Source organism: Halioglobus japonicus (assembly GCF_001983995.1).
Classification (GTDB): Bacteria; Pseudomonadota; Gammaproteobacteria; order Pseudomonadales; family Halieaceae; genus Halioglobus; species Halioglobus japonicus.
The window spans coordinates 3,976,616-3,997,139 of the sequence record NZ_CP019450.1 but is presented as its reverse complement, the minus strand read 5'-3'; the positions used below and the strand labels follow the sequence as shown (position 1 = coordinate 3,997,139).

23 protein-coding genes, 1 tRNA gene and 2 pseudogenes are annotated in these 20,524 nt (G+C 58.2%); 24 read left to right on the top strand and 2 right to left on the bottom strand.

What is annotated here, in order from left to right:
• Positions 1–146 precede the first annotated feature (146 nt).
• The 17 genes and pseudogenes from BST95_RS18855 (at position 147) to BST95_RS18775 (ending at position 12,691) form a co-directional block, all read left to right on the top strand.
• A complete protein-coding gene (locus tag BST95_RS18855) occupies positions 147–602 on the top strand; it encodes an HU family DNA-binding protein (RefSeq protein ID WP_066052899.1) in 456 nt (151 codons plus the stop codon).
• A 201-nt stretch (positions 603–803) separates the two neighbouring features.
• Positions 804–1,073 carry an FmdB family zinc ribbon protein gene (locus BST95_RS18850; RefSeq protein ID WP_066052902.1) on the top strand — a complete coding sequence of 90 codons (270 nt, stop codon included), beginning with the start codon at positions 804–806 and terminating at the stop codon, positions 1,071–1,073.
• Positions 1,074–1,121: 48 nt separating this feature from the next.
• Positions 1,122–2,900 (top strand): aspartate--tRNA ligase, encoded by a 1,779-nt coding sequence (gene aspS, locus BST95_RS18845; protein WP_084200941.1) that lies wholly within the window; start codon positions 1,122–1,124, stop codon positions 2,898–2,900.
• A gap of 32 nt (positions 2,901–2,932) precedes the next feature.
• A complete protein-coding gene (locus tag BST95_RS18840; protein WP_084200940.1) occupies positions 2,933–3,658 on the top strand; it encodes a YebC/PmpR family DNA-binding transcriptional regulator in 726 nt (241 codons plus the stop codon).
• Positions 3,659–3,769: 111 nt separating this feature from the next.
• Positions 3,770–4,288, top strand: coding sequence for a crossover junction endodeoxyribonuclease RuvC (gene ruvC, locus BST95_RS18835; RefSeq protein WP_084201237.1), 519 nt, complete (start codon positions 3,770–3,772; stop codon positions 4,286–4,288).
• Positions 4,289–4,303: 15 nt separating this feature from the next.
• Positions 4,304–4,914, top strand: a pseudogene (ruvA, locus tag BST95_RS18830) (Holliday junction branch migration protein RuvA).
• A pseudogene (ruvB, locus tag BST95_RS18825) lies at positions 4,911–5,968 on the top strand (Holliday junction branch migration DNA helicase RuvB). The pseudogenes ruvA and ruvB overlap by 4 nt, the downstream one beginning before the upstream one ends.
• Entirely contained in the window at positions 5,965–6,375 is a 411-nt protein-coding gene (gene ybgC, locus BST95_RS18820; protein ID WP_084200939.1) for a tol-pal system-associated acyl-CoA thioesterase, read from the top strand. Before ruvB ends, ybgC begins: the two are co-directional and overlap by 4 nt.
• A gap of 23 nt (positions 6,376–6,398) precedes the next feature.
• A complete protein-coding gene (gene tolQ, locus BST95_RS18815; protein WP_066052919.1) occupies positions 6,399–7,103 on the top strand; it encodes a protein TolQ in 705 nt (234 codons plus the stop codon).
• Positions 7,104–7,139: 36 nt separating this feature from the next.
• Positions 7,140–7,529: a protein TolR gene (gene tolR, locus BST95_RS18810; RefSeq protein WP_066052922.1), complete on the top strand. Its 390-nt coding sequence runs from the start codon at positions 7,140–7,142 to the stop codon at positions 7,527–7,529.
• Positions 7,526–8,272, top strand: coding sequence for a cell envelope integrity protein TolA (tolA, locus tag BST95_RS18805; RefSeq protein ID WP_084200938.1), 747 nt, complete (start codon positions 7,526–7,528; stop codon positions 8,270–8,272). The genes tolR and tolA overlap by 4 nt, the downstream gene beginning before the upstream one ends.
• A complete protein-coding gene (gene tolB, locus BST95_RS18800) occupies positions 8,272–9,570 on the top strand; it encodes a Tol-Pal system beta propeller repeat protein TolB (RefSeq protein WP_084200937.1) in 1,299 nt (432 codons plus the stop codon). The genes tolA and tolB overlap by 1 nt, the downstream gene beginning before the upstream one ends.
• A 56-nt stretch (positions 9,571–9,626) precedes the next feature.
• Complete coding sequence (pal, locus tag BST95_RS18795) at positions 9,627–10,145, top strand: peptidoglycan-associated lipoprotein Pal (RefSeq protein ID WP_066059772.1); 519 nt, start codon at positions 9,627–9,629, stop codon at positions 10,143–10,145.
• A 7-nt stretch (positions 10,146–10,152) separates the two neighbouring features.
• Complete coding sequence (gene ybgF, locus BST95_RS18790) at positions 10,153–11,106, top strand: tol-pal system protein YbgF (RefSeq protein WP_084200936.1); 954 nt, start codon at positions 10,153–10,155, stop codon at positions 11,104–11,106.
• 29 nt (positions 11,107–11,135) lie between these two features.
• Positions 11,136–11,825 (top strand): 7-carboxy-7-deazaguanine synthase QueE, encoded by a 690-nt coding sequence (gene queE, locus BST95_RS18785; RefSeq protein WP_084200935.1) that lies wholly within the window; start codon positions 11,136–11,138, stop codon positions 11,823–11,825.
• Positions 11,826–11,829: 4 nt separating this feature from the next.
• Positions 11,830–12,507 (top strand): 7-cyano-7-deazaguanine synthase QueC, encoded by a 678-nt coding sequence (queC, locus tag BST95_RS18780; RefSeq protein WP_084200934.1) that lies wholly within the window; start codon positions 11,830–11,832, stop codon positions 12,505–12,507.
• Positions 12,508–12,615: 108 nt separating this feature from the next.
• Positions 12,616–12,691 (top strand) — tRNA-Lys (locus BST95_RS18775).
• A gap of 358 nt (positions 12,692–13,049) precedes the next feature.
• On the opposite strand, the gene BST95_RS18770 is transcribed toward BST95_RS18775, so the two are convergent.
• A complete protein-coding gene (locus BST95_RS18770) occupies positions 13,050–13,334 on the bottom strand; it encodes a hypothetical protein (RefSeq protein WP_084200933.1) in 285 nt (94 codons plus the stop codon).
• Entirely contained in the window at positions 13,331–13,699 is a 369-nt protein-coding gene (bamE, locus tag BST95_RS18765) for an outer membrane protein assembly factor BamE domain-containing protein (RefSeq protein WP_084200932.1), read from the bottom strand. The genes BST95_RS18770 and bamE overlap by 4 nt, the downstream gene beginning before the upstream one ends.
• 160 nt (positions 13,700–13,859) lie before the next feature.
• On the opposite strand from bamE, the gene BST95_RS18760 reads away from it, so the two are divergent.
• The 7 genes from BST95_RS18760 (at position 13,860) to BST95_RS18730 (ending at position 20,510) form a co-directional block, all read left to right on the top strand.
• Complete coding sequence (locus BST95_RS18760; protein ID WP_084200931.1) at positions 13,860–14,579, top strand: hypothetical protein; 720 nt, start codon at positions 13,860–13,862, stop codon at positions 14,577–14,579.
• 7 nt (positions 14,580–14,586) lie between these two features.
• On the top strand, positions 14,587–15,624 hold the full coding sequence (locus BST95_RS18755; RefSeq protein WP_084200930.1) for a glycosyltransferase family 2 protein: 1,038 nt from the start codon (positions 14,587–14,589) through the stop codon (positions 15,622–15,624).
• A gap of 74 nt (positions 15,625–15,698) precedes the next feature.
• Positions 15,699–16,448, top strand: a complete 750-nt coding sequence (locus BST95_RS18750; RefSeq protein ID WP_229801914.1) for a class I SAM-dependent methyltransferase — start codon at positions 15,699–15,701, stop codon at positions 16,446–16,448.
• 19 nt (positions 16,449–16,467) lie between these two features.
• Positions 16,468–18,054, top strand: coding sequence for a sulfatase-like hydrolase/transferase (locus BST95_RS18745; protein ID WP_169844004.1), 1,587 nt, complete (start codon positions 16,468–16,470; stop codon positions 18,052–18,054).
• On the top strand, positions 18,051–18,374 hold the full coding sequence (locus BST95_RS18740; RefSeq protein ID WP_169844003.1) for a hypothetical protein: 324 nt from the start codon (positions 18,051–18,053) through the stop codon (positions 18,372–18,374). The genes BST95_RS18745 and BST95_RS18740 overlap by 4 nt, the downstream gene beginning before the upstream one ends.
• A 76-nt stretch (positions 18,375–18,450) precedes the next feature.
• On the top strand, positions 18,451–19,497 hold the full coding sequence (locus BST95_RS18735) for a phytanoyl-CoA dioxygenase family protein (protein WP_084200926.1): 1,047 nt from the start codon (positions 18,451–18,453) through the stop codon (positions 19,495–19,497).
• 8 nt (positions 19,498–19,505) lie between these two features.
• Complete coding sequence (locus BST95_RS18730) at positions 19,506–20,510, top strand: phytanoyl-CoA dioxygenase family protein (protein ID WP_084200925.1); 1,005 nt, start codon at positions 19,506–19,508, stop codon at positions 20,508–20,510.
• Positions 20,511–20,524: the final 14 nt, after the last annotated feature.

Here is a 20,524-nt window from a genome sequence, read left to right as displayed (position 1 = left end):
CCTCGATGTGCGAAAACACTTGTATTGCAGTATTTTCTGCATTATACATTTGTACGTGGCTTGTTGTTGCCGCCCAGCTGTAAGGGAAGCGGAATGGCTCGGCACAAACCTGAAACAACTCACTATTAGGGAAGGTCGAAAATAACATGGCGACTAAGAAAGCAGCAGCGAAGAAAAAGGCTCCGGCCAAGAAAAAGGTAGCGGCTAAGAAAGCTCCAGCTAAGAAAAAAGCAGCAGCGAAGAAAGCCCCTGCCAAAAAGGCAGCAGCTCCCGCGCGTAAGGCAACTGCGCTGAAGGAGAAAATGACCAAGAGCCAGATCGTTGCGAGCCTCGCGGAAAGCACTGATCTGAGCAAGAAGCAGGTTAATGCCGTTCTGGATGAACTGAATGTGCTGATCGAGCGCTCTATTAAGAAGCGTTCCGTTGGTGAATTCACTATTCCTGGTGTGATGAAGATCACCACTGTGAAGAAGCCCGCCCGCAAAGCGCGCAAGGGTATCAACCCCTTCACTGGTGAAGAGACGACCTTCAAGGCGAAGCCTGCCAGCATTGCTGTCAAGATCCGCCCGCTGAAGAAATTGAAGGAATACGCCGCTTCCTAAGCAGCTTTTCCTGAGTCGACCGGCCCGCTGCGCTATCGGGCCGGTTGATTTGCCCCAACCCATCGCCGCGCTCTGACGAGTGAAGGGCTTTTTTGCCCCGGCGAACCTCCCTCCCCAAGCTTGGCCTTCCAAGTTGCTTGGGTTAAAATCCGCGCCTCAAAATTTCTCTCCAAGTGATTGATAGTTGGTGGATTGAGCCCCATGCCGATTTACGAGTACCAATGCCAGAAATGTGGCAACGAACTTGAGGCGCTGCAGAAGATCAGCGATGCGCCCCTGGTTGATTGCCCCGAATGCCATGCGCCCGAGCTCAAAAAGAAGGTGAGCGCGGCCGCTTTTCGGCTGAAAGGTGGTGGTTGGTATGAGACCGATTTCAAAACCGGCAGCAAAAAGAACCTCCATGGGGGTTCGGAAAGCTCATCTTCCAGCGATTCTTCGAGCTCCGCGAGCGAAAGCAAGAAGTCAGCCTGATCGCCCGGCAATAAGCCGGAGCGAATAGCCAAAATACGGAATTTTATTATGCGCAGTCATTATTGTGGCGTTCTGTCCACTGCCAACATCGACGAGACCGTCACTATTTGTGGATGGGTTGATCGCCGCCGCGACCATGGCGGGGTGATTTTTCTCGATATGCGCGACCGCGATGGCATTGTTCAGGTGGTATTTGACCCGGACACCGAAGAGCACTTTGAGCGCGCGGACCGGGTTCGCAGTGAATATGTGTTGAAAATTACCGGCCGGGTACGCGCCCGCGGTGAAGGTACCGTTAATCCTGCAATGGCCACCGGTGAGATCGAAATCCTGGGTAAGGAGCTCGAGATTCTCAATACCGCGGCTACGCCCCCCTTCCAGCTGGATGAGCACACCGCGGTGGGCGAGGAAGTCCGTCTGCGATATCGCTATATGGACCTGCGCCGCCAGGAAATGCAGGACAAGCTGATCAAGCGCTCGAAAATCACCTCGGCGATCCGTAACTTCCTCGACAGCGAGGGCTTCCTGGATATCGAAACCCCGATTCTGACTCGGGCGACCCCGGAAGGTGCCCGCGACTACCTGGTGCCGAGCCGCACTCATCCGGGGCAGTTTTTCGCTCTGCCCCAGTCACCTCAGCTGTTCAAGCAGCTGCTGATGGTGTCTGGATTCGACCGTTACTACCAGGTGGCCAAGTGCTTCCGCGACGAAGATCTGCGCGCCGACCGTCAGCCTGAGTTCACTCAGATTGATATCGAGACATCCTTCCTCGGCGAGGAAGAGATTATGGCGATCACCGAGCGCATGGTGCGCGAACTGTTCAAGTCGACCCTGGATGTCGATCTGCCCGAGTTCCCCCACATGCCTTACTCCGAGGCTATAGAGCGCTATGGCTCGGACAAGCCGGACCTGCGTATCGACATGGAACTCGTGTCCGTTGATGACCTCATGCAGCAGGTCGACTTCAAGGTCTTCCGCGGTCCCGCGGACGATGAAGCCGGCCGTGTTGCCGCTTTGAAAGTGCCCGGCGGTGCCAAGATCAGCCGCAAGGAAATCGACGACTACACCAAGTATGTTTCCATCTTCGGTGCCAAGGGCCTTGCCTGGATCAAGGTAAATGACCTGGCGGCCGGGGTTGAGGGCCTGCAGGCGCCCATTCTCAAGTTCATGCCCGATGAAGTGGTTATGGAGATGATGGAGCGTCTCGGCGCTGCAGACGGCGATATCATCTTCTTCGGTGCAGACAAGGCCAATGTCGTCAACGAGGCAATCGGTGCGCTGCGCATCAAGGTGGCCGAGGATCTCGGTCTGGTGCGTGAAGGCTGGGCACCTCTCTGGGTGGTTGACTTCCCGATGTTCGAAGACGATGGCAATGGTGGTCTGACTCCGCTGCACCACCCCTTCACTGCGCCTTCCTGCAGTGTCGAGGAGCTGGAAGCCAACCCCGCCGGCGCGCTGTCGCGTGCCTATGACATGGTGCTGAATGGCTGTGAACTCGGCGGCGGCAGTGTCCGTATCCACGAGCGCGAGATGCAGGAAGCGGTTTTCCGCATTCTGGAGATAAGTGACGAGGAGGCCAACGAGAAATTTGGCTTCCTGCTTCAGGCCCTGCAATACGGTGCACCGCCCCACGGTGGCCTCGCCTTTGGCCTGGACCGCATGGTGATGTTGATGACCGATTCGGCATCCATTCGCGATGTAATCGCCTTCCCCAAAACCCAGACAGCGGCCTGTGTGATGACCGACGCGCCTGGCGAGGTGAATGCCCAGCAGCTGCGTGAACTGAATATTCGTCTGCGCCAGAAGGCCGAAGGCGAAGGCGCCTGAGCCTTCTCTAGGCGCCAGCGCGGAGTTCAGCCATGGCAGGCCACAGTAAATGGGCCAATATCAAGCATCGCAAGGCGGCTCAGGACGCCAAGCGCGGCAAGGTATTCACCAAGCTGATCCGTGAGCTCGTCGTGGCCGCCAAGCAGGGCGGCCCCCATCCCGAAGATAACCCCCGCCTGCGCGCGGCGGTCGACAAAGCCCTGGGTGCCAATATGACCCGGGACACCATCGACCGCGCTATCGCCCGTGGCGCCGGTACCAACGAAGCCGACAATATGGAGGAGCTGACCTACGAAGGTTACGCTCCCGGCGGTGTCGCGGTACTGGTTGAGGTGATGACAGACAACCGCAACCGTACCGTGGCCGAAGTGCGCCATGCGTTTACCAAACGTGGCGGTAATCTGGGCACAGATGGCTCGGTTGCCTATCTCTTTTCCCGGGTCGGTCAGATCGGGTTTGCCCCTGGGGCTGACGAAGAACAGGTCATGGAAGTGGCTCTGGAAGCCGGTGCGGAAGATATCACTGCTCACGAGGATGGGTCTCTGGATGTGACTACTCCCTGGGAGGAATTCGGCACCGTCAAAATGGCGCTGGAAGCGGCCGGCCTCGAGCCCGCCGGCGGCGAAGTGACCATGATCGCCTCCACCACCGTGCCCATGGCAGACGCCGGCAGCGCCGAATCCATCCTCGCCCTCATCGACGCCCTCGAAGACCTCGACGACGTCCAGAACGTCTACACCAACGCCGACATCTACTAATACCCCAGGGTGCCTGAGAAATTTGGGGTCTGACCCCGGGTGACGGGGTGGGGAGATGCCTGTATATTTGTACAGAATAATGACATTGGTGGGGTGGCGCGGGGCGAAGCGATGGCGCTGATCATGGGAATCGATCCGGGGTCGCGGAAAACGGGCTTCGGAATCATCAATTATGTGACCGGGAAGGCTGAATACGTGACGTCGGGTGTGATTAAGCTGCCCGAGGGCGATATCGCGCCTCGGCTCAAGATCATCTACGACAGTGTGACTGAGTTGGTTGAGCTTTACGGGCCGGCAACGCTGGCGATTGAGCAGGTTTTCATGGGGAAGAGCGCCGGCTCTGCCCTCAAACTGGGGCAGGCCAGGGGCGCGGCGATTGTTGCCTGCGCGGCCCAGGATATGGATGTGTTTGAGTACTCGGCCCGGCAAATCAAACAGTCTGTGGTCGGTACTGGTGCGGCAGATAAGGGGCAGGTGCAGCACATGGTGAAAGTGCTGCTAAAACTGCCTTCTGAGCCCGCCGAGGATGCCGCGGACGCGTTGGCCGCTGCCCTGTGTCACGCGCACACACAACAGAGTATGATCAACATGGCTGGCGCCACTTCTGTGCGCCGGCGCCGGATACGTTAAGGGGATCGGCCCTCCATGATAGGTAGAATTCGGGGTACGCTGGCTGCCAAACAGCCACCGGATATTCTGGTGGATGTCGGTGGTGTCGGCTACGAGCTGCAGGTGCCCATGACCACCTTGTTCCAGCTGCCCGAGCTGGGGGCGCAGGTGACACTGCTCACGCATTTTGTGGTGCGCGAGGACGCCCAGCTGCTGTATGGCTTCATCGATGAGCGCGATCGTGAACTGTTCCGCCAATTAATCAAAGTGAACCGGGTCGGCCCAAGCTGGCCCTGACCATTCTCTCGGGTATGGATGCCAAAAGCTTTATTGGCTGCGTGCAGCGCGACGATATTTCCGGCCTGTCGGCCCTGCCCGGGGTGGGCAAAAAAACCGCCGAGCGCCTGTTGATTGAGATGCGCGACAAGCTCAAGGACTGGCTCGGCGAGATGGAAGCCGGCGGGTCCGCTGGTGGCGCTGTGATCGAACCGGTGGCCGATATGGTCGCCGACGCCGAGGGCGCGCTAATTGCCCTCGGGTATAAGCCGGCCGAAGCGGCCAAGGTGGTTGCCGCAGTGAACGATGACTCCATTGCGGATTCGGAAGAGCTGATCCGCCGGGCCCTGAAATCGATGGTGAGCGGATGATAGAAACCGACCGCCTGATCGCCCCGGAGCCTGAAGGCCCCCGGGAGGATGCCCTCGATCGCGCTATTCGCCCGAAATCGCTGGATGAATACGTCGGCCAGAAGGCTGTTCGCGAGCAGATGAGTATATTTCTGCAGGCGGCCAAAGGCCGCGGTGAGCCGCTCGACCACACCCTGATTTTTGGCCCGCCCGGGCTGGGCAAAACCACGCTGGCGAGCATTATTGCCAACGAGATGGGCGTGTCCCTTAAAACGACTTCAGGACCGGTGCTGGAGAAGGCCGGTGATATCGCTGCGCTGATGACCAACCTCGAGCCCGGCGACGTCTTGTTTATCGATGAGATACATCGCCTCAGCCCCTTCGTAGAGGAAGTGCTGTATCCGGCCATGGAGGACTACCAGCTCGACATTATGATCGGGGAAGGTCCCGCGGCCCGCTCGATCAAGCTCGACCTGCCTCCCTTCACCCTGATCGGTGCCACCACGCGCGCGGGATTGCTTACCTCACCGTTGCGCGATCGTTTCGGTATCGTGCAGCGCCTTGAGTTCTATGAGGTCGCCGACCTTGCACATATTGTGGAGCGCTCGGCGCGCATTCTCGGTATGGGCATCGACAAGCAGGGCGCCACCGAAATTGCGCGCCGCTCCCGGGCACGCCCCGAATTGCCAATCGCCTGTTGCGCCGGGTCCGCGATTACGCGGAAGTGAAGGCTGATGGCCATATTGGCGCTGAAGTCGCTGACCGCGCGCTGGATATGCTCAGCGTTGACCAGCAGGGCTTTGATCACCAGGATCGCCGCCTGCTCCTCGCCATGATTGAGAAGTTCGATGGCGGTCCGGTGGGGGTCGATAGCCTAGCTGCGGCCATTTCCGAGGAGCGCGGGACGATTGAAGATGTGCTCGAACCCTACCTGATCCAGCAGGGATATGTGGTGCGCACACCCCGCGGCCGAGTGGTGACGCGCAACGCCTACCTGCATTTCGGGCTGCCTCAGCCCAGGCCAGGTGAGGCGGGCAATTTGTCGCTGGATCTAGATGGCGGGCAGGAAGAGTGACGTCTGGCCAGGAATTTTCTCTGCCGCTACGTGTCTACATTGAAGATACGGATGCCGGTGGTATTGTCTATTACGTCAATTATCTCAAATTTATGGAGCGCGCTCGCACGGAGTTCATGCGGGCGATGGGCTACGGCAAAGATTACATATTCAATAACGATCTGATGTTCGTGGTGCGCAATGTGGCGGTAGAATACCGGGCACCTGCCAAGTTGGACGATGAATTGATCGCCACGGCAGAGATCACTGAGTTGGGCGGGGCCTCGATGACCTTTGCCCAGCGAGTATTGCGCGGCGACGAAGTGCTTGCCGGTGGCGACATTCGCATCGCATGCGTAGACAGCACTTCGGTCAAACCGCGCCGTATACCCCGGGATATGGTGGCACGCCTGTCCGGGGCAGAATGACATAACGCAAAAGGGGATCCCTCTTGGAAGAGCAACTTAGCCTGATAGACCTCATTCTTCACGCCAGTTTCACCGTGCAGGTGGTCATGGCAATGCTGGTCATGGCCTCAATTCTGTCCTGGTACATGATCGTCCAGCGCTATATTTACTTCCGTAATGCGCGCGAGGAAATGTACAGCTTCGAGGAGCGTTTCTGGTCGGGTATCGATCTCTCCCAGCTCTATCGCGAAGGGAACGAAAAGGCCTCCGACGGGCATGCCATTCTGGGTATGGAGAGTATTTTCAGGGCGGGCTTCAAGGAGTTTTCGCGCCTGGCCCAGCAAAAGGAAATGGACTCCGAGGCCATTCTGGAGGGTTCACGGCGCGCCATGCGTGTGGCGGTATTGCGTGAGGAAGAACGTCTCGAGCGTCACCTGGCGTTTCTGGCTTCTGTGGGTTCCACCAGCCCATATATCGGTCTGTTTGGCACCGTTTGGGGCATTATGCATTCCTTCCGCGGCTTGGCCAATGCTACCCAGGCAACGCTTGCCACAGTGGCGCCGGGTATCTCCGAGGCGCTGGTTGCAACCGCCATGGGCCTGTTTGCTGCGATCCCTGCGGTACTCGCCTACAACCGTTTTGCCGCCAAGGTAGAGGTGTTCAGTAACCGCTATGACACTTTTGTAGATGAGTTCTCCAGTATTCTCTACCGCCAGGCGTACGCACTGCGCGCCCGTCAGGGAGGCTGAGCTACCGTGAGCAGAGCCCGCGGCAAGCGCAAACCCATGGCAGAGATCAACGTCGTGCCGTATATCGATGTGATGCTGGTCTTGCTGATTATCTTCATGGTCACGGCGCCCATGCTGATGCAGGGGGTGAAAGTTGATCTGCCCGAGGCCGCCGCGGACCCTGTCGAAAATCAGGACAGCGAGCCGTTAATCGTATCCGTGGATGCCAGTGGCCAGCTGTTTCTGAACCTGGGGCAGGAGAAGCAGGTGCTTGCGCTGGCCACCATCAAGGACCGGGTGTCTAAAGTGATTAAGCGCAACCCGGATAAGCCGGTGCTTATCTGGGGTGACGAGGCTGTCCCCTACGGCGAGGTTGTGACGGTGATGGTCGCCCTGCAACAGGCCGGTGCGCCCAGTGTCGGCCTGGTAACCGAGAACCCTCAGTGAGCACTGACTCCGTCTATGCCAAGCCCGTGGCGCCGCGCATTGTGGTGCGCCCGGCCATGGCAAGCATCGCCCTGCATGCGATGATCCTGGCATTTATGTTGTGGAACTGGTCGAGCCCGATGGAAACCAAAACCATCGAGGCCAAGGCACCGCCGAAAGTAATTAATGCCCGCCTAGTGGATGCCAGTGAGTTGATCGCCAAACCCAAGCCGAAACCGGTGGCCAAGCCGAAACCCAAACAACCCAAGCCGGTGGCCAAGCCCAAGCCAAAGCCCGCGCCACCCAAGCCCAAGCCACAGCCCAAGGTAGAGCCAAAGCCGGAACCCAAGCCCGAGCCCCGCATTACCGAAGAGGAACTCGCTGCCATCGCTCGCGCGGATCTGGCCCGTGCCATGGCCGAGGAAGAGGAAGTGCTCGCGGCAGAGGCGGCCGTGACGGCCGATGAAATGGCCGCCAGCTATGCCGCCCTGATTCAGCGCACAGTCATTAATTACTGGAGCCGCCCCCCGAGTGCTCGCAACGGTATGGAGGCGGTGTTGATTGTACAGTTGGTGCCCACCGGTGAAGTGGTCAGCGTGCGCCTTGAGCGCAGCAGTGGTAACAGCGCTTTTGATCGCTCCGCGATGAATGCAGTAGAAAAGGCCGGCAGCTTTCCCGAGCTCAAGAATCTGCCCGCCAATGAATTTGAGAAAAACTTTAGGCGCTTCCGCCTGTTATTCAGACCCGAGGACTTAAGATACTGATGAAACGGCTGGTATTGGCTCTGGCGCCCGTGCTTCTGGCACTGATGGCGTTGAATGCACGGGCTCAACTTACAATTGAAATAACCCAGGGTGTGGATGATCCCACCGCGATTGCAGTGGTGCCCTTTGCCTGGGCGGGCCCTGGCCCGGCGCCGGAAGATATTGCCTGGGTCGTGGACAGTGATCTCGCACGCAGCGGCCAGTTCGCACCGGTGGGCCGCGCCGAGATGCTGGGGCGCCCCAGCACCGAGCGCGACATCTTCTACCGTGACTGGCGAGCGCTGGATACGGAATACATTCTGATCGGTCGCTCCTCTGCCTCGGGCCAGGATTTGCGGGTGGAATACGAGCTGTATGACGTGACCCGCCAGGCGCGCGTTTACCAGGGTGTTGAGACCGGGCCGATTAACGAGGCGCGCATGATTGCTCACCGGGTGGCTGACGATGTTTATGAAAAGCTCACGGGGATTCGCGGCGCCTTTGCCACTCGCCTGTTATATGTGTCTGTGACCCGTGTGGAGGGCGGCAAGGACTACTATCGCCTCACCCTGGCGGATTCCGATGGTGCCCGCCCGATTGTGCTGCTGGAGTCTCGTGAGCCAATTATGGCCCCGGGCTGGTCGCCAGATGGCAGCGAGATTTCCTATGTGTCCTTTGAAACCGGGCGCCCGGCCATTTATCGCCAGAATCTGTCCAGTGGCGCACGCGAGCAATTGACCAACTTCAAGGGCCTCAATGGTGCTCCGGCCTGGTCGCCGGATGGCCGCAGCATGGCCATGGTGCTGTCCAAGGACGGCAGCCCGGATATATACCTGCTGGATCTCGCCACCAAGCAACTGACGCGGCTGACGCGCCACTACGCTATCGATACCGAACCTACCTGGACGCCGGACGGCAGGACACTATTGTTTACCTCGGATCGCGGTGGCCGTCCGCAGATCTACAAGTACGATATGCGTACCGGCAATACCGAGCGACTCACCTATGAAGGTGTTTATAACGCACGTGCCAGAGTCGCCCAGGACGGTCGCAATGTGGTCATGGTGCACCAGGTAAATGGCCGTTTCCACATTGCTATCCACGACCTTGTGACCAACCGTTTGCAGGTGCTGACTTCTACTGAATTGGATGAATCTCCCAGTATCGCACCCAATGGTTCCATGGTATTGTACGCAACGAAACATGCAGGTCGCGGGATACTCGCCGCGGTATCTGTCGATGGGGGAGTAAAGTTCCGCCTGCCTTCGAGAGAGGGCGACGTGCGGGAGCCAGCATGGTCACCTTATATGGAGCGCTGATAGCGCTCTTTAGAAGCTAAGATTATAGAAACCAAGTTCTTTTAAGGAAGAGTATTATGAAACAACTACCTGTTGCCGGTAAGGCTATTACACTGCTGTTTGCAGCAGCATTCCTGGCAGCTTGTTCCGGTAATTCCAAGGAGCAAGAAGAAGCAGCAGCCGCGGCAGCGGCAGCCGAGGCGGCACGCATTGCCGAGCAAGAGGCTCTCGCTGCACAGCAGGCAGAGCAGCAGCGCTTCCGTGACGCAGCAATTGCTGCCGGTAGTGTTTTCTTCTTCGACTACGACAGCTACACCCTGAAGCCCGAAGCGATCGCTGCTCTGGATGCCCACATCTCTTACCTGGCCGGCAACAACGAAACCGTTCGCCTGGAAGGTCATACTGACGAGCGTGGTACTCGCGAGTACAACATGGCTCTGGGTGAACGTCGTGCCAACGCGGTACGAGACTACATGGTAGTGAATGGTGTTGCTGGCTCACGTATTGAGACAGTCAGCTACGGTGAAGAGCGTCCCAACGCCTACGGTTCCGGTGAAGCCAACTGGTCACAGAACCGGCGCGTTGAACTGAAGTAATCGCGCTATGACAGGCATAAGCAAATGGCTTGTGGCGGGCGGGCTGGTCATTGTGACCAGCCCGTTCTGCTTTGTGGCCCATGCACAAGACTATGTGGATGTGGAAGCCGAGCGCAGTGGGCGCCAGTCCGCACCGCAATCGGCTCCGGTACAGCCCGCTGTGTCAGACCCTTACGCCACGCCGGCCAGCCGCGATCCCTACAGCGTCCAGCCTGCCCAGACTTACCCGGCCACCAGCTACGGCGTTACTAGTGCCCCGGCGGCGCCGACAACAGCGACACCGCCCCCGGCAAGCCAGATGACCTCCCAGGCCGTCGGTGGCCAGGGCAATGTTGGCAATCTGTTCCTGCAGGTCCAGCAGTTGCAGCAGGAGGTGATGCGGCTCAACGGCATGGTGGAAGAGCAAGCCAATGAACTGCGAATTCTCAAGGCCCAGAGCCTTGAGCGCTATGTCGACCTCGACAAGCGCCTGAGTGCGGGCGGCGGTAGTGCCCCGACGGCCAGCGGTGGGAGTACTCAGGTTGCTCCAGCTCCAGTAGGCGGTGGCGCTATAGGTGGCGGCGCTGCGGAAATCCCCGGCGAAGCCCAGGCCTACAAGGCGGCGTACTCGTTGGTGCGCAGCCAGCAGTTTGACGAGGCCGTGACGGCGTTTAATGATTTCCTGCGCGCTTATCCGGATGGCAAGTATGCACCCAATGCTCATTATTGGCTGGGTGAGCTTTATCTGGTGGTGCAGCCCCGTGATCTGGAAGGTTCACGGCAGGCCTTTACCTTGCTACTCGATCAGTACCCCACGAACGGTAAGGCACCGGATGCCATGTACAAGCTCGGCAAAGTCTACTTCGAGAAGGGCAATCGCGAGCGCGCCCGTGAGCACATGGAGCGCGTCATCAGCCAATACGGTAACACCAGCAGTTCCGCGGTCAAACTGGCCCGGGATTTCCTTGCTCAGAACTACTGATTCCGCGCGCCTCAGGGCGCGCTCCTCCTATGGCCGATCACGCTCCACAATCCACTGACTCCACCCTTGATACAACGCCGACACTGCGCCTCACCGAGATGTTCTACTCGCTGCAGGGCGAAACCCGTACGGTTGGTCTGCCCACGGTATTTGTGCGCCTGACCGGCTGTCCACTGCGCTGCGTTTACTGTGACACCGAGTACGCGTTTAGCGGCGGTGAGATATTTACGCTCGACCACATTGCTGCCAAGGTGGCCGAGTGGCAGCCGCGCTATGTCACTGTCACCGGAGGAGAACCGCTGGCGCAGCCCAATTGTCTGCCGCTGCTTATCCGGTTGTGTGATGCGGGCTACGAGGTGTCATTGGAAACCGGCGGGGCAATGCCGCTGGCCGGCGTCGATCCGCGGGTGGTGACGGTGCTTGATTTGAAAACGCCGGCCTCGGGAGAAATGTCGCGCAATGATTACGCTAATATCCCGTTGCTGAAACCCCATGATCAGGTGAAGTTCGTGATCTGTGATCGGGCAGATTACGAGTGGATGCGTTTTAAGCTGGAAGAGTATCAGCTGGCCACGCGCGTGGCTGAGGTACTGCTGTCGCCGAGTCACGGCCAGCTCAGCGGTCGCGAACTCGCCGAATGGATCCTCGAGGATAACCTGCCAGTGCGCATGCAGCTACAGCTGCACAAGATCCTCTGGAACGACGAACCAGGACACTGAAACCATGAATAGTGATAAGCGCGCCGTCATTCTTGTCAGTGGCGGCCTCGATTCCACCACCGTGTTGGCCATGGCTCGGGCCCAGGGCTACGCCTGTTATACCCTCAGTTTTGATTATGGCCAGCGCCACCGGGCGGAACTGTTGGCAGCCGATCGGGTCTCTACAGCCCTGGGTGATGTCGAGCACAAGGTGGTTAACCTGAACCTGGACGCCATTGGCGGCTCTGCCCTGACTGATACGGATATCGATGTCCCCGAAGAGGAAACCCAGGGTATTCCGGTGACTTATGTGCCGGCGCGAAACACGGTGTTCATGTCGATCGCGCTGGGCTGGGCTGAGGTGTTGGGCGCCCAGGACATTTTTATTGGCGTTAATGCGGTCGACTATTCCGGCTACCCCGACTGTCGTCCGGAGTATATTGCTGCCTTTGAAGCAATGGCTAACCTGGCGACACGGGCTGGCGTTGAGGGGCAGAAGCTGACCATTCATACACCCTTAATGGAATTGGGGAAGGGAGATATCATTGCGGCAGGCCTGGACCTTGGCGTGGATTATTCGCTGACAGTGTCTTGTTACCAGGCCGACGCAGACGGCCGCGCCTGTGGTAAGTGTGACAGTTGTCGACTGCGCCGGCAGGGTTTTGTCGACGCTGGGGTGGCAGATCCCACCCGGTATTATTGAGTTTGTTACGGCGAAAAATATTTTTGGCAAACGCTTGTTTTTTGCCGCTAAATCATTACTATACGCACCTCTCTGGGGGCGCCACCTATTTCGGTGTTCCAAGATTTAGGGCCGTTAGCTCAGTTGGTAGAGCAGTTGGCTTTTAACCAATTGGTCGCTGGTTCGAGCCCAGCACGGCCCACCAAACAAAAAAGCCCACCCCGTACGGGGTGGGCTTTTTTTTGCCCGTGATTTAGCACTGCGCTCAGTCGTCGTACTCCAGCGTGCGCTGTCCGGCCCGCGCGGAGTGCCGCGCTGTTCCAGGCCATCCTGGCCAGACTCAGGTGACTGGGTGTTCAGGGACTCCGGCAACGGTTTCAGGCCCAGCGCGCCCCAGCGATGGGTGGGCAGGGCGCCCGTGAGGTCACTGACATCGACCACCTCGACCAGTCCAAACGAGGGTTGCAGGGCCGCCCCCTGGCCGGCATTTTCATTCCAGGCGGAGAAACTCGCATCAGCCAATTGCCGATTGCGATCAAACTGCAGCACCAGAAACTCGCCGCTCACCCGGGCGGCGCCCAGGTCCAGGGACAGCAAATCGACCCCCAGGGGCCGAGGCTCAGGCCCAGCGAATCGTCGCCAATTACCCAGTGCTCCCACGCCATGACATAGCCCTGAGGTGTCGCTGACAATCGCAGCGGCGGGCCCAGTCTGGCAATAACCTCACTCAGGGGGGTGCCTTTCGCGGGAACGTCAGTCTGCGCCAGTGGCTCGCCCAGGTCATAGGTCCAGCGTGTGCAGCCGCCCAGCAGCACGACCAGCGCGAGGACAGTCAGGCGCGCTATCAACGCTCGTCCCCTGTGGCCAGTTGGGTGGCGTAGTCGGTCAGGCGATCGTCGCTATCAAAAAAGAACACCGCGCGATCGTATTGGGTGTCCAGCTTGAAACGGTTGTAGACCACCAGCACCAGTCCCTGCCCCTTGCTCTGTTCGTAGAGGTAGTACAGTGCCGTTTCGTCTCCCAGGGCGACAATTTGCGAGGGTGGGCCCAGGGCGCTCAATACCTGCTGGCGTGTGGTCTCCCCCCGGGTGAATGTCGCTGATTCGATGGCCTGCCAGTTGTCGAGCACGCCGCGCCGGTTGTCGTACTGGGCGCATCCGCTCAGTAGCGCAAGCATCAAGGCTGCGATAGCGATTTGGGTGGGTTTGTTCATTTCACGTCTCTCCTGATGGTGGTTGTGACCCCCCTCACAGCCTGGATATCACGCTGAGAGCGGTTGTAGTCACGCAAGTGCCTAATCTATATACTGTTTCAGTCGTTTTTCAATATTATAACCGCGCCCAAAACAGGCCCGGGATTATTCCGCGAGTACTATGAGTAGCACACAAGCCGCAGCGACCTGTAGCAATGCCCCGCAGAAAATTGTCTGCGTGCTGGGTATGCACCGCTCCGGCACCAGCTGCCTGACCGGCTCCATGCAGGAAGCAGGGCTGGAGTTGGGTGACCATTCCACGTGGAATCCGCACAATCTCAAGGGCAATCGCGAAAATCAGCACATCGTCGATATCAATGATGCGGTGCTCATGGCCAATGGGGGCGGCTGGGACCAGCCCGTGGACGTGATCCAGTGGCCGCAAGATCAGCTGAATGCCGCCAGGGGGCTGTTCCAGGAGTACGCACGGTTCAACTATTTTGGATTCAAGGATCCACGTACGCTGCTGACACTGGAGGGCTGGCAATCGCTGTTCCCTCACATGCAATATATCGGCATATTCCGTCATCCGATGGTAGTCGCCCAGTCACTCCATAACCGCAGTGAGTTGCCAATGGCGACGGGCCTGGAGTTATGGCTGCAGTATAATCGTCGACTGCTGCGAGCGTATCGCAAGCAGCCGTTTCCCATTCTGTGTTTCGATGAAGCGCAGGATATATTTCAAGAAAAGCTGCGCAATGTGCTATGCGATCTCGGGCTGGATGCCGGGGAAGGTGCCTTCTATGAACAGCAGCTAAAATCCGCGCAGGGTGGAGAAGGGACGCCGCTACCCTGGAATATACGCCGGCTGTATCGAAAGCTACAGCGGCTGGCTGAGTGAGGTCCTGATGCTTGGGCATCTTAAAAAAATAATTAATGGCGATATACCCGCCACTCCCCGCGACGAGAGTCGGCCGTTGGTCAGTTTTATCGTCATTGTTTACGACATGCCTGAGCAGGCAGAGCGCACACTGCAATCGCTCACGCCGCAGTATCAGGAAGGGGTTAGTGAACTCGACTACGAAGTTATCGTGGTTGAAAACAAATCTGAGCGTAATCTGAATCCCGACTTCCTGCGCACCCTACCTGATAATTTTACGTACCACCTGCGACACGAACGCGAGCCGACACCGGTGCATGCGATTAATCATGGGGCAGGCATCAGCCGAGGTCAGTATGTGTGTGTTATGATCGATGGCGCCCGCATGGTGACGCCCGGGGTAGTGCGCAATATTCTGCGCGGGCACCGACTGCATGACAAAGCGGTGGTTACCGTGCCTGGTTATCATATCGGCAGTGAGCTGCAACAGGACGCTGTTGAACAGGGCTATGGTGTCGAGCAGGACCGGAGCCTGATTCGCTCTATTGGCTGGCCTCTGGAAGGCTATCGTTTGTTCGATATTTCCTGTTTTAGCGGCTCCTGTGCGCCGGGCTTTTTCCGCCCGAATAGCGAGAGCAATTGTATTAGTATCCCCCGTGATATCTGGGCTGCCCTTGGCGGCATAGATATTCGCTTCAATATCCGCGGTGGCGGTCTGGTGAATCTCGATCTCTACAAACGCGCCTGTGAATTCCCCGGTGTGGAACACGTTGTGCTTCTCGGTGAGGGCACCTTTCACCAGTTCCATGGCGGCGTGACTACTGGCGGTGAGGCGCGCTCAAAGCGAGAAGCATTGATGAAAGAGATCAAGGACCAATACGAAGATATCCGTGGCGAGGCCTACGCAAGCCCGGTGTCCACGCCGGTATTTCTCGGTGAGCTGCCGGATCAGGTCCTGCGATTTGTGCAGGCCTCAACAGAGCCAGTACTGGCCCAGCGCGATGGACGGCAGGATTCCGACGCGTCCAATTTTTCCGTAGTAAAGTCAGGCTCAGGAAGAGTCTGAAAACGAAAGCGATTTAACTTATGTCCTCGAGTATTTATTTCCCACCCTCACTTCAGCGTTTTGAACCCAAACGTATGGTTTTCAGTACCTGGGTGGATCACCTGCCGTTCGCCTACGACCTGGTGGAGGCTATCCGCCCCAAAATGACGGTGGAACTGGGGGTTTATAACGGTCTCTCGTTCTTCACCTTCTGTCAGTCGCTGATCGAGAACGACATTGAAGGTGTGTGCTATGGCGTGGATTGCTGGGAAGGCGATGTACATACAGACGCCTATGACGATTCGATATATCAGGATGTGGCCACACACGCTCGCGACCATTATCGCGGCATTACCTATTTGCTGAAGATGTACTTCAACGAGGCGCTCAATCATTTCGATGCCGAGACGGTTGATCTGCTGCACATCGATGGTCTGCACACCTATGAGGCTGTACAGGAGGATTTCACCAACTGGTATCCGAAAGTACGCCCGGGTGGCATTGTGCTGTTTCACGATGTGATGGCGCGCATCAAGGATTTCGGTGCCTGGAAGTACTTTGACGAATTGCAGGCGACTCACCCTGAAACCTTCCGCTTCGACCACGGCTTTGGCCTCGGTGTGCTGCGCAAGCCTGGTGGCGATCGCACTGCACCAGAGCACCCTTTGCTGCAGCTGCTGTTTTCTGAGAACGAAGAAGAGCGCCGCAAGCTCAAGCAGCTGTATGTCCATGCCTCGCACTTCCTGGAGGCGCGACGCCAGGCCAATCGCTTTAAGGCGATGGCCGGTGGCAACAAAAAAGGCGGGCAAGGCAAGGCCGGTAACGAAGACCGCGTCCAGGCCTGATTCGCCAGGGAGTGCTGAATTGGCAGCCTTAAGTCGCTTATTTCTGCTCCTGTTGGTGTTGCTATTCATAGCCGGTTGTGACCGGCAGGAGCCCGCATCGCCAGCCGCCCCCGACAAACCCAATATTCTCTTCATTCTTGTCGATGATATGGGCTATGCCGATCTGGGGGCGAATCGCCCCGACGCTGGAGTTAGCCTGACACCGGCATTGGATCAGCTCGCCAACGAGGGTATTCGCTATACCCGCAATTATGTCGACAGTACCTGCGCCGCCAGTCGTGCCGGTATTCTGACGGGGACCTCACCGCTGCGACGGGGCTTTCGCCCTCAGGGAACAGGTATTGCTCCCGAGGTGGACACGCTGCCCGAGTTGCTCCGCGAGGCAGGGTACAGTACCCACCACGTTGGCAAGTGGCATTTGGGGTATGTCTCCCAGGCCGCCTGGCCACTGGCCCAGGGTTTCGATACCTTCTATGGGTTCCTCACTCAGTTCTTTTTGCGAGGCCCACATGAGCCGCCTGAACTCAAGGTTGCCCGGCCGGTGTATAGCAATCCCTGGCTGCAGCGGGACAACAAATTTCCACGCGCTCACCAGGGCCACTTGTCTCAACTCTTGCTGGACGAAGTGCTGACATTTGTCGCATCAGCGCCCCAGCGCGACGAGCCCTGGTTTCTCAATTATTGGCTCTACCTGCCTCACGGTCCGTTGCAGCCAGCCGCTGATTTTGCGGACCAGTTTGCAGACACCCCAGGGGGGCGCTACCAAGCGATGCTAGCCCAGTTGGACCATAACATTGGTCGCGTATTAGAGAAGTTGGACGATGTCGGGCTTGCTGAAAGCACTTTGGTTATCGTCACGAGCGATAACGGCGGCACAGCTAAGCAAATCGATAGTAATGCGCCCTTTTCGGGCACGAAGATGAGCTTCGAGGAGGGCGGTGTCCGCACCCCTCTTATTGTGCGCTGGCCGGATGGATTGGGAGGCGGCACAACTGACGATACGGTGGTGTCTTATCTCGATTATCTGCCTACGATGGCTATAGCTGCGGGCAGCGGTCTGCCCGCTGGCCTTCCGGGGCGTGATTTGCGGGCCCTGGCCCAGGGCGAGGCATTGTCCGCCCGGTCACTGTTCTGGGACAGCGGCACATCCAGCCAACCTGCCTGGTCGATGTTGTCTGCGGACGGTCGGTGGCGTGTGCATCGCAATTTTCTCGGCGACCCTGTCCTAAATGATTTACAAACGGATAGTGCGGGCAGTGAAAACTTTGCCGCTGAGCGGCCGGACATCCTCGCCAGGAATATAGACAGCTTCCAGCAGTGGCGTATGGCGGCGAGAACTTTGGATCTGCTATTTGAAAGCCACGGCGCAGCAGGCAGAGGGGTGTTGCGGGGTGAAGACTTCCAGCGCACACCGGGCGTGGGGGGTTCAGTTTTGCCGTCGCTGTTACCCCGACCGACACCAACTCGAGCGATGTACAGATCATTGCTGAGCAGCCCCGTCACTGGCGGTTCTGGCAGCAGGGCGAAAAGCTCTATCTTGACGTGGTGGGCCTCACGCTGGAGAGTGCTGCTCCGCCCAGTGGTCGTTGTACGCCGCTGGTGGTGACCGCAGCCTTTAACTTCAGCCATATTGCACCTAGTAAAGCCTATGCCGTGCTGGAGTTGTTCATTGGCGATGAGCGAGTGGCCAGCACCCGTATATCGCGACCATCACCGCCGGTAGATTCCTATTCTGCGCCAACCTACCTGGGCGCCAACGCACAGGGCAAGGCGTCATTTGGGGGTATACTGGGCCAACCTGTTATCGTGAATGAAATGGTTGTGCCCGACGACGTGGCCGATCCCTGGACGCGCAATGGTGTGTCAGACCTGACGCGCGGTCTGTGCGATGAGGTAAACCAGGTTTTGCTTGAGCCAGGTCAATAACAACTTAGCGACAATGGCGCTAGCATGGCGCGTTGACAATGAACAATGAGGCCGCTTATGGCCCGCAGAGAAAAGTATGAACGGTACCGATAGTCGAATTGAGCATGTACTCCAGACGGCAGCGCAGTTGGCAGCGGAGCATGAGTTCCGCGCCGCGATTGAGTATCTCGCCCGAGAGAATCGCCAGGCGGGGCAGGCAGTCTTCGAGCGCCAGATGTTGAATTACGCCATTGAAGGTTTCGCGGCCGCCAGTCACGGAGAAATTTCCTGGGGTCTTGAGCACGATAACCGTTTTGCCGATACCCAGGGCTTGCCTGAGATTGAAGCTGCAGATCTGGATGCGCAGGCCTTGCGCTCGGGTATTCTGGGCAAGGGTGGGCTGATAGTACGTGGGCTAATGGATGCGGAGCGCGTTGTAGCAACCCGGACCCTTATCGATCAGGCCCTGAAGGCGCGTAAGGCCATTTCCGAGGGTGGCGACCCTGATCACTACCAACGCCAGTTTGCGCGGCCTGAAATGGTTTCTGGCGGCCCTGTGCAGTTCGGTACGCTGGGTGGCAATCAGTACACTAATTCGGGATCCGTTTGGGCGGTGGACTCACCGCAGGCGGCGTTTGCCATGCAGGAGTTTTATCGCAGCGTGGGATTGCCCGAGCTGTTGCAGGCGTATTTTGGTGAGCCGGCCTCGCTGTCGGTGCGCAAATGGGTACTGCGTTGTGTACCTCCGAATAACGGCGCGGAGTCTGGATGGCATCAGGACGGGCAGTTTATGGGTGAGGATATTCGCACTGTGAATCTGTGGGTGTCGCTAACGGATTGTGGTGAAGGTGCAGAGGCTCCGGGTATCGATATCCTCGCTGATAGTAACCGGGAAATTTACCCCACCGGGACACATGGAGCACCTTTTGACTGGACGGTCGGGCAGGGTGTTGTCGACGAGTTGGCTGAGCGCTGTGCGGTTGAGCGTCCGCACTTCCGGCCAGGCGATGCGGTTTTTTTTGATCACTACAACCTGCACCGTACCGGCTTCGGGACAGCGGACGTCAACCATCGCTATGCGGTGGAGTCCTGGTTCTTTGCCAATTCACTGGCCCCGGCCAAGCAGCAGCCCCTGCTTTTCTAGCTGTAGTTATGATCGATTGGGATTTGTCGGACCTGGACAGCGCAGCGCCCTTCTTTGAGGCTAATGCGTTGCTTGGCGACCCTGAGCGGCTGCGCCAGCGTATGGAGCGCGATGGTTACCTGTTTTTCCGCTCTCTGCTGCCGGTCGAGCCGCTGCAGGCATTGCGTGAACAGTTGACCGCTATTCTGGCAAGGCGCGGTTGGATTCAGGGCGGTGAGCAGCGGCTGAATGCGCGCGTGGCATCACTTCCTCATCGCGAGGGAGATGAGGAATATATTGCGACGCTGCGGGAGACGGTGCGGCTGGAGTCGCTGCACAGTTTGCCTCATCGATCTGAGCTCATGCAGTTGATGCAGGATTTGTTGGGGCCGGGGGCCTTTCCCCATCCTCTGAGCATTACCCGGCTTGTTTATCCTCGCGCACCGGAGTTGTCGACGCCGCCGCATCAGGACTATCCGAATAACCAGGGTACAGAGCAATTGACGGCTGCCTGGATACCACTGGCAGACTGCTATCGGGAGCAGGGTTCACTAGCGATCCTGGAAGGGTCACACCGTTATGGTCTGTTACCACTGCAGTTCCACCTCGGGCCCGGCAATCGCAAGGCCGTCACAGATGAGCGCCTGGCGGAATGTCGCTGGGTTGCATCAGATTTTAAACTGGGAGATGTGCTTCTATTCCCGTCACTCACGCTGCACAGAGCGCTGGATAATAGCAGCGAAGAGAATCTGCGCCTTTCGGTAGATTATCGCTATCAGCCTGCGGGTGCTGAGCTGACCCCTTCGTGCCTAAAGCCGCATTTTGATTGCTTGCCCTGGAGCGAGATATATCGCGGTTGGCACAGCGATGAGTTGCAGTATTACTGGCGTAGCTGTGACTATCAGGAAGTGCCCTGGCGAGAAGCGTTGCATGCGCTTCCAGAGGGGCACCTCGACGAGGCTTTGCGTGACGAGATTCTTTATGAAAAAGCGATTCTTGAGCGCTACGGTAAGTCGCCGGAACAGCCGCGCTAGCTTCCAATGCGGCT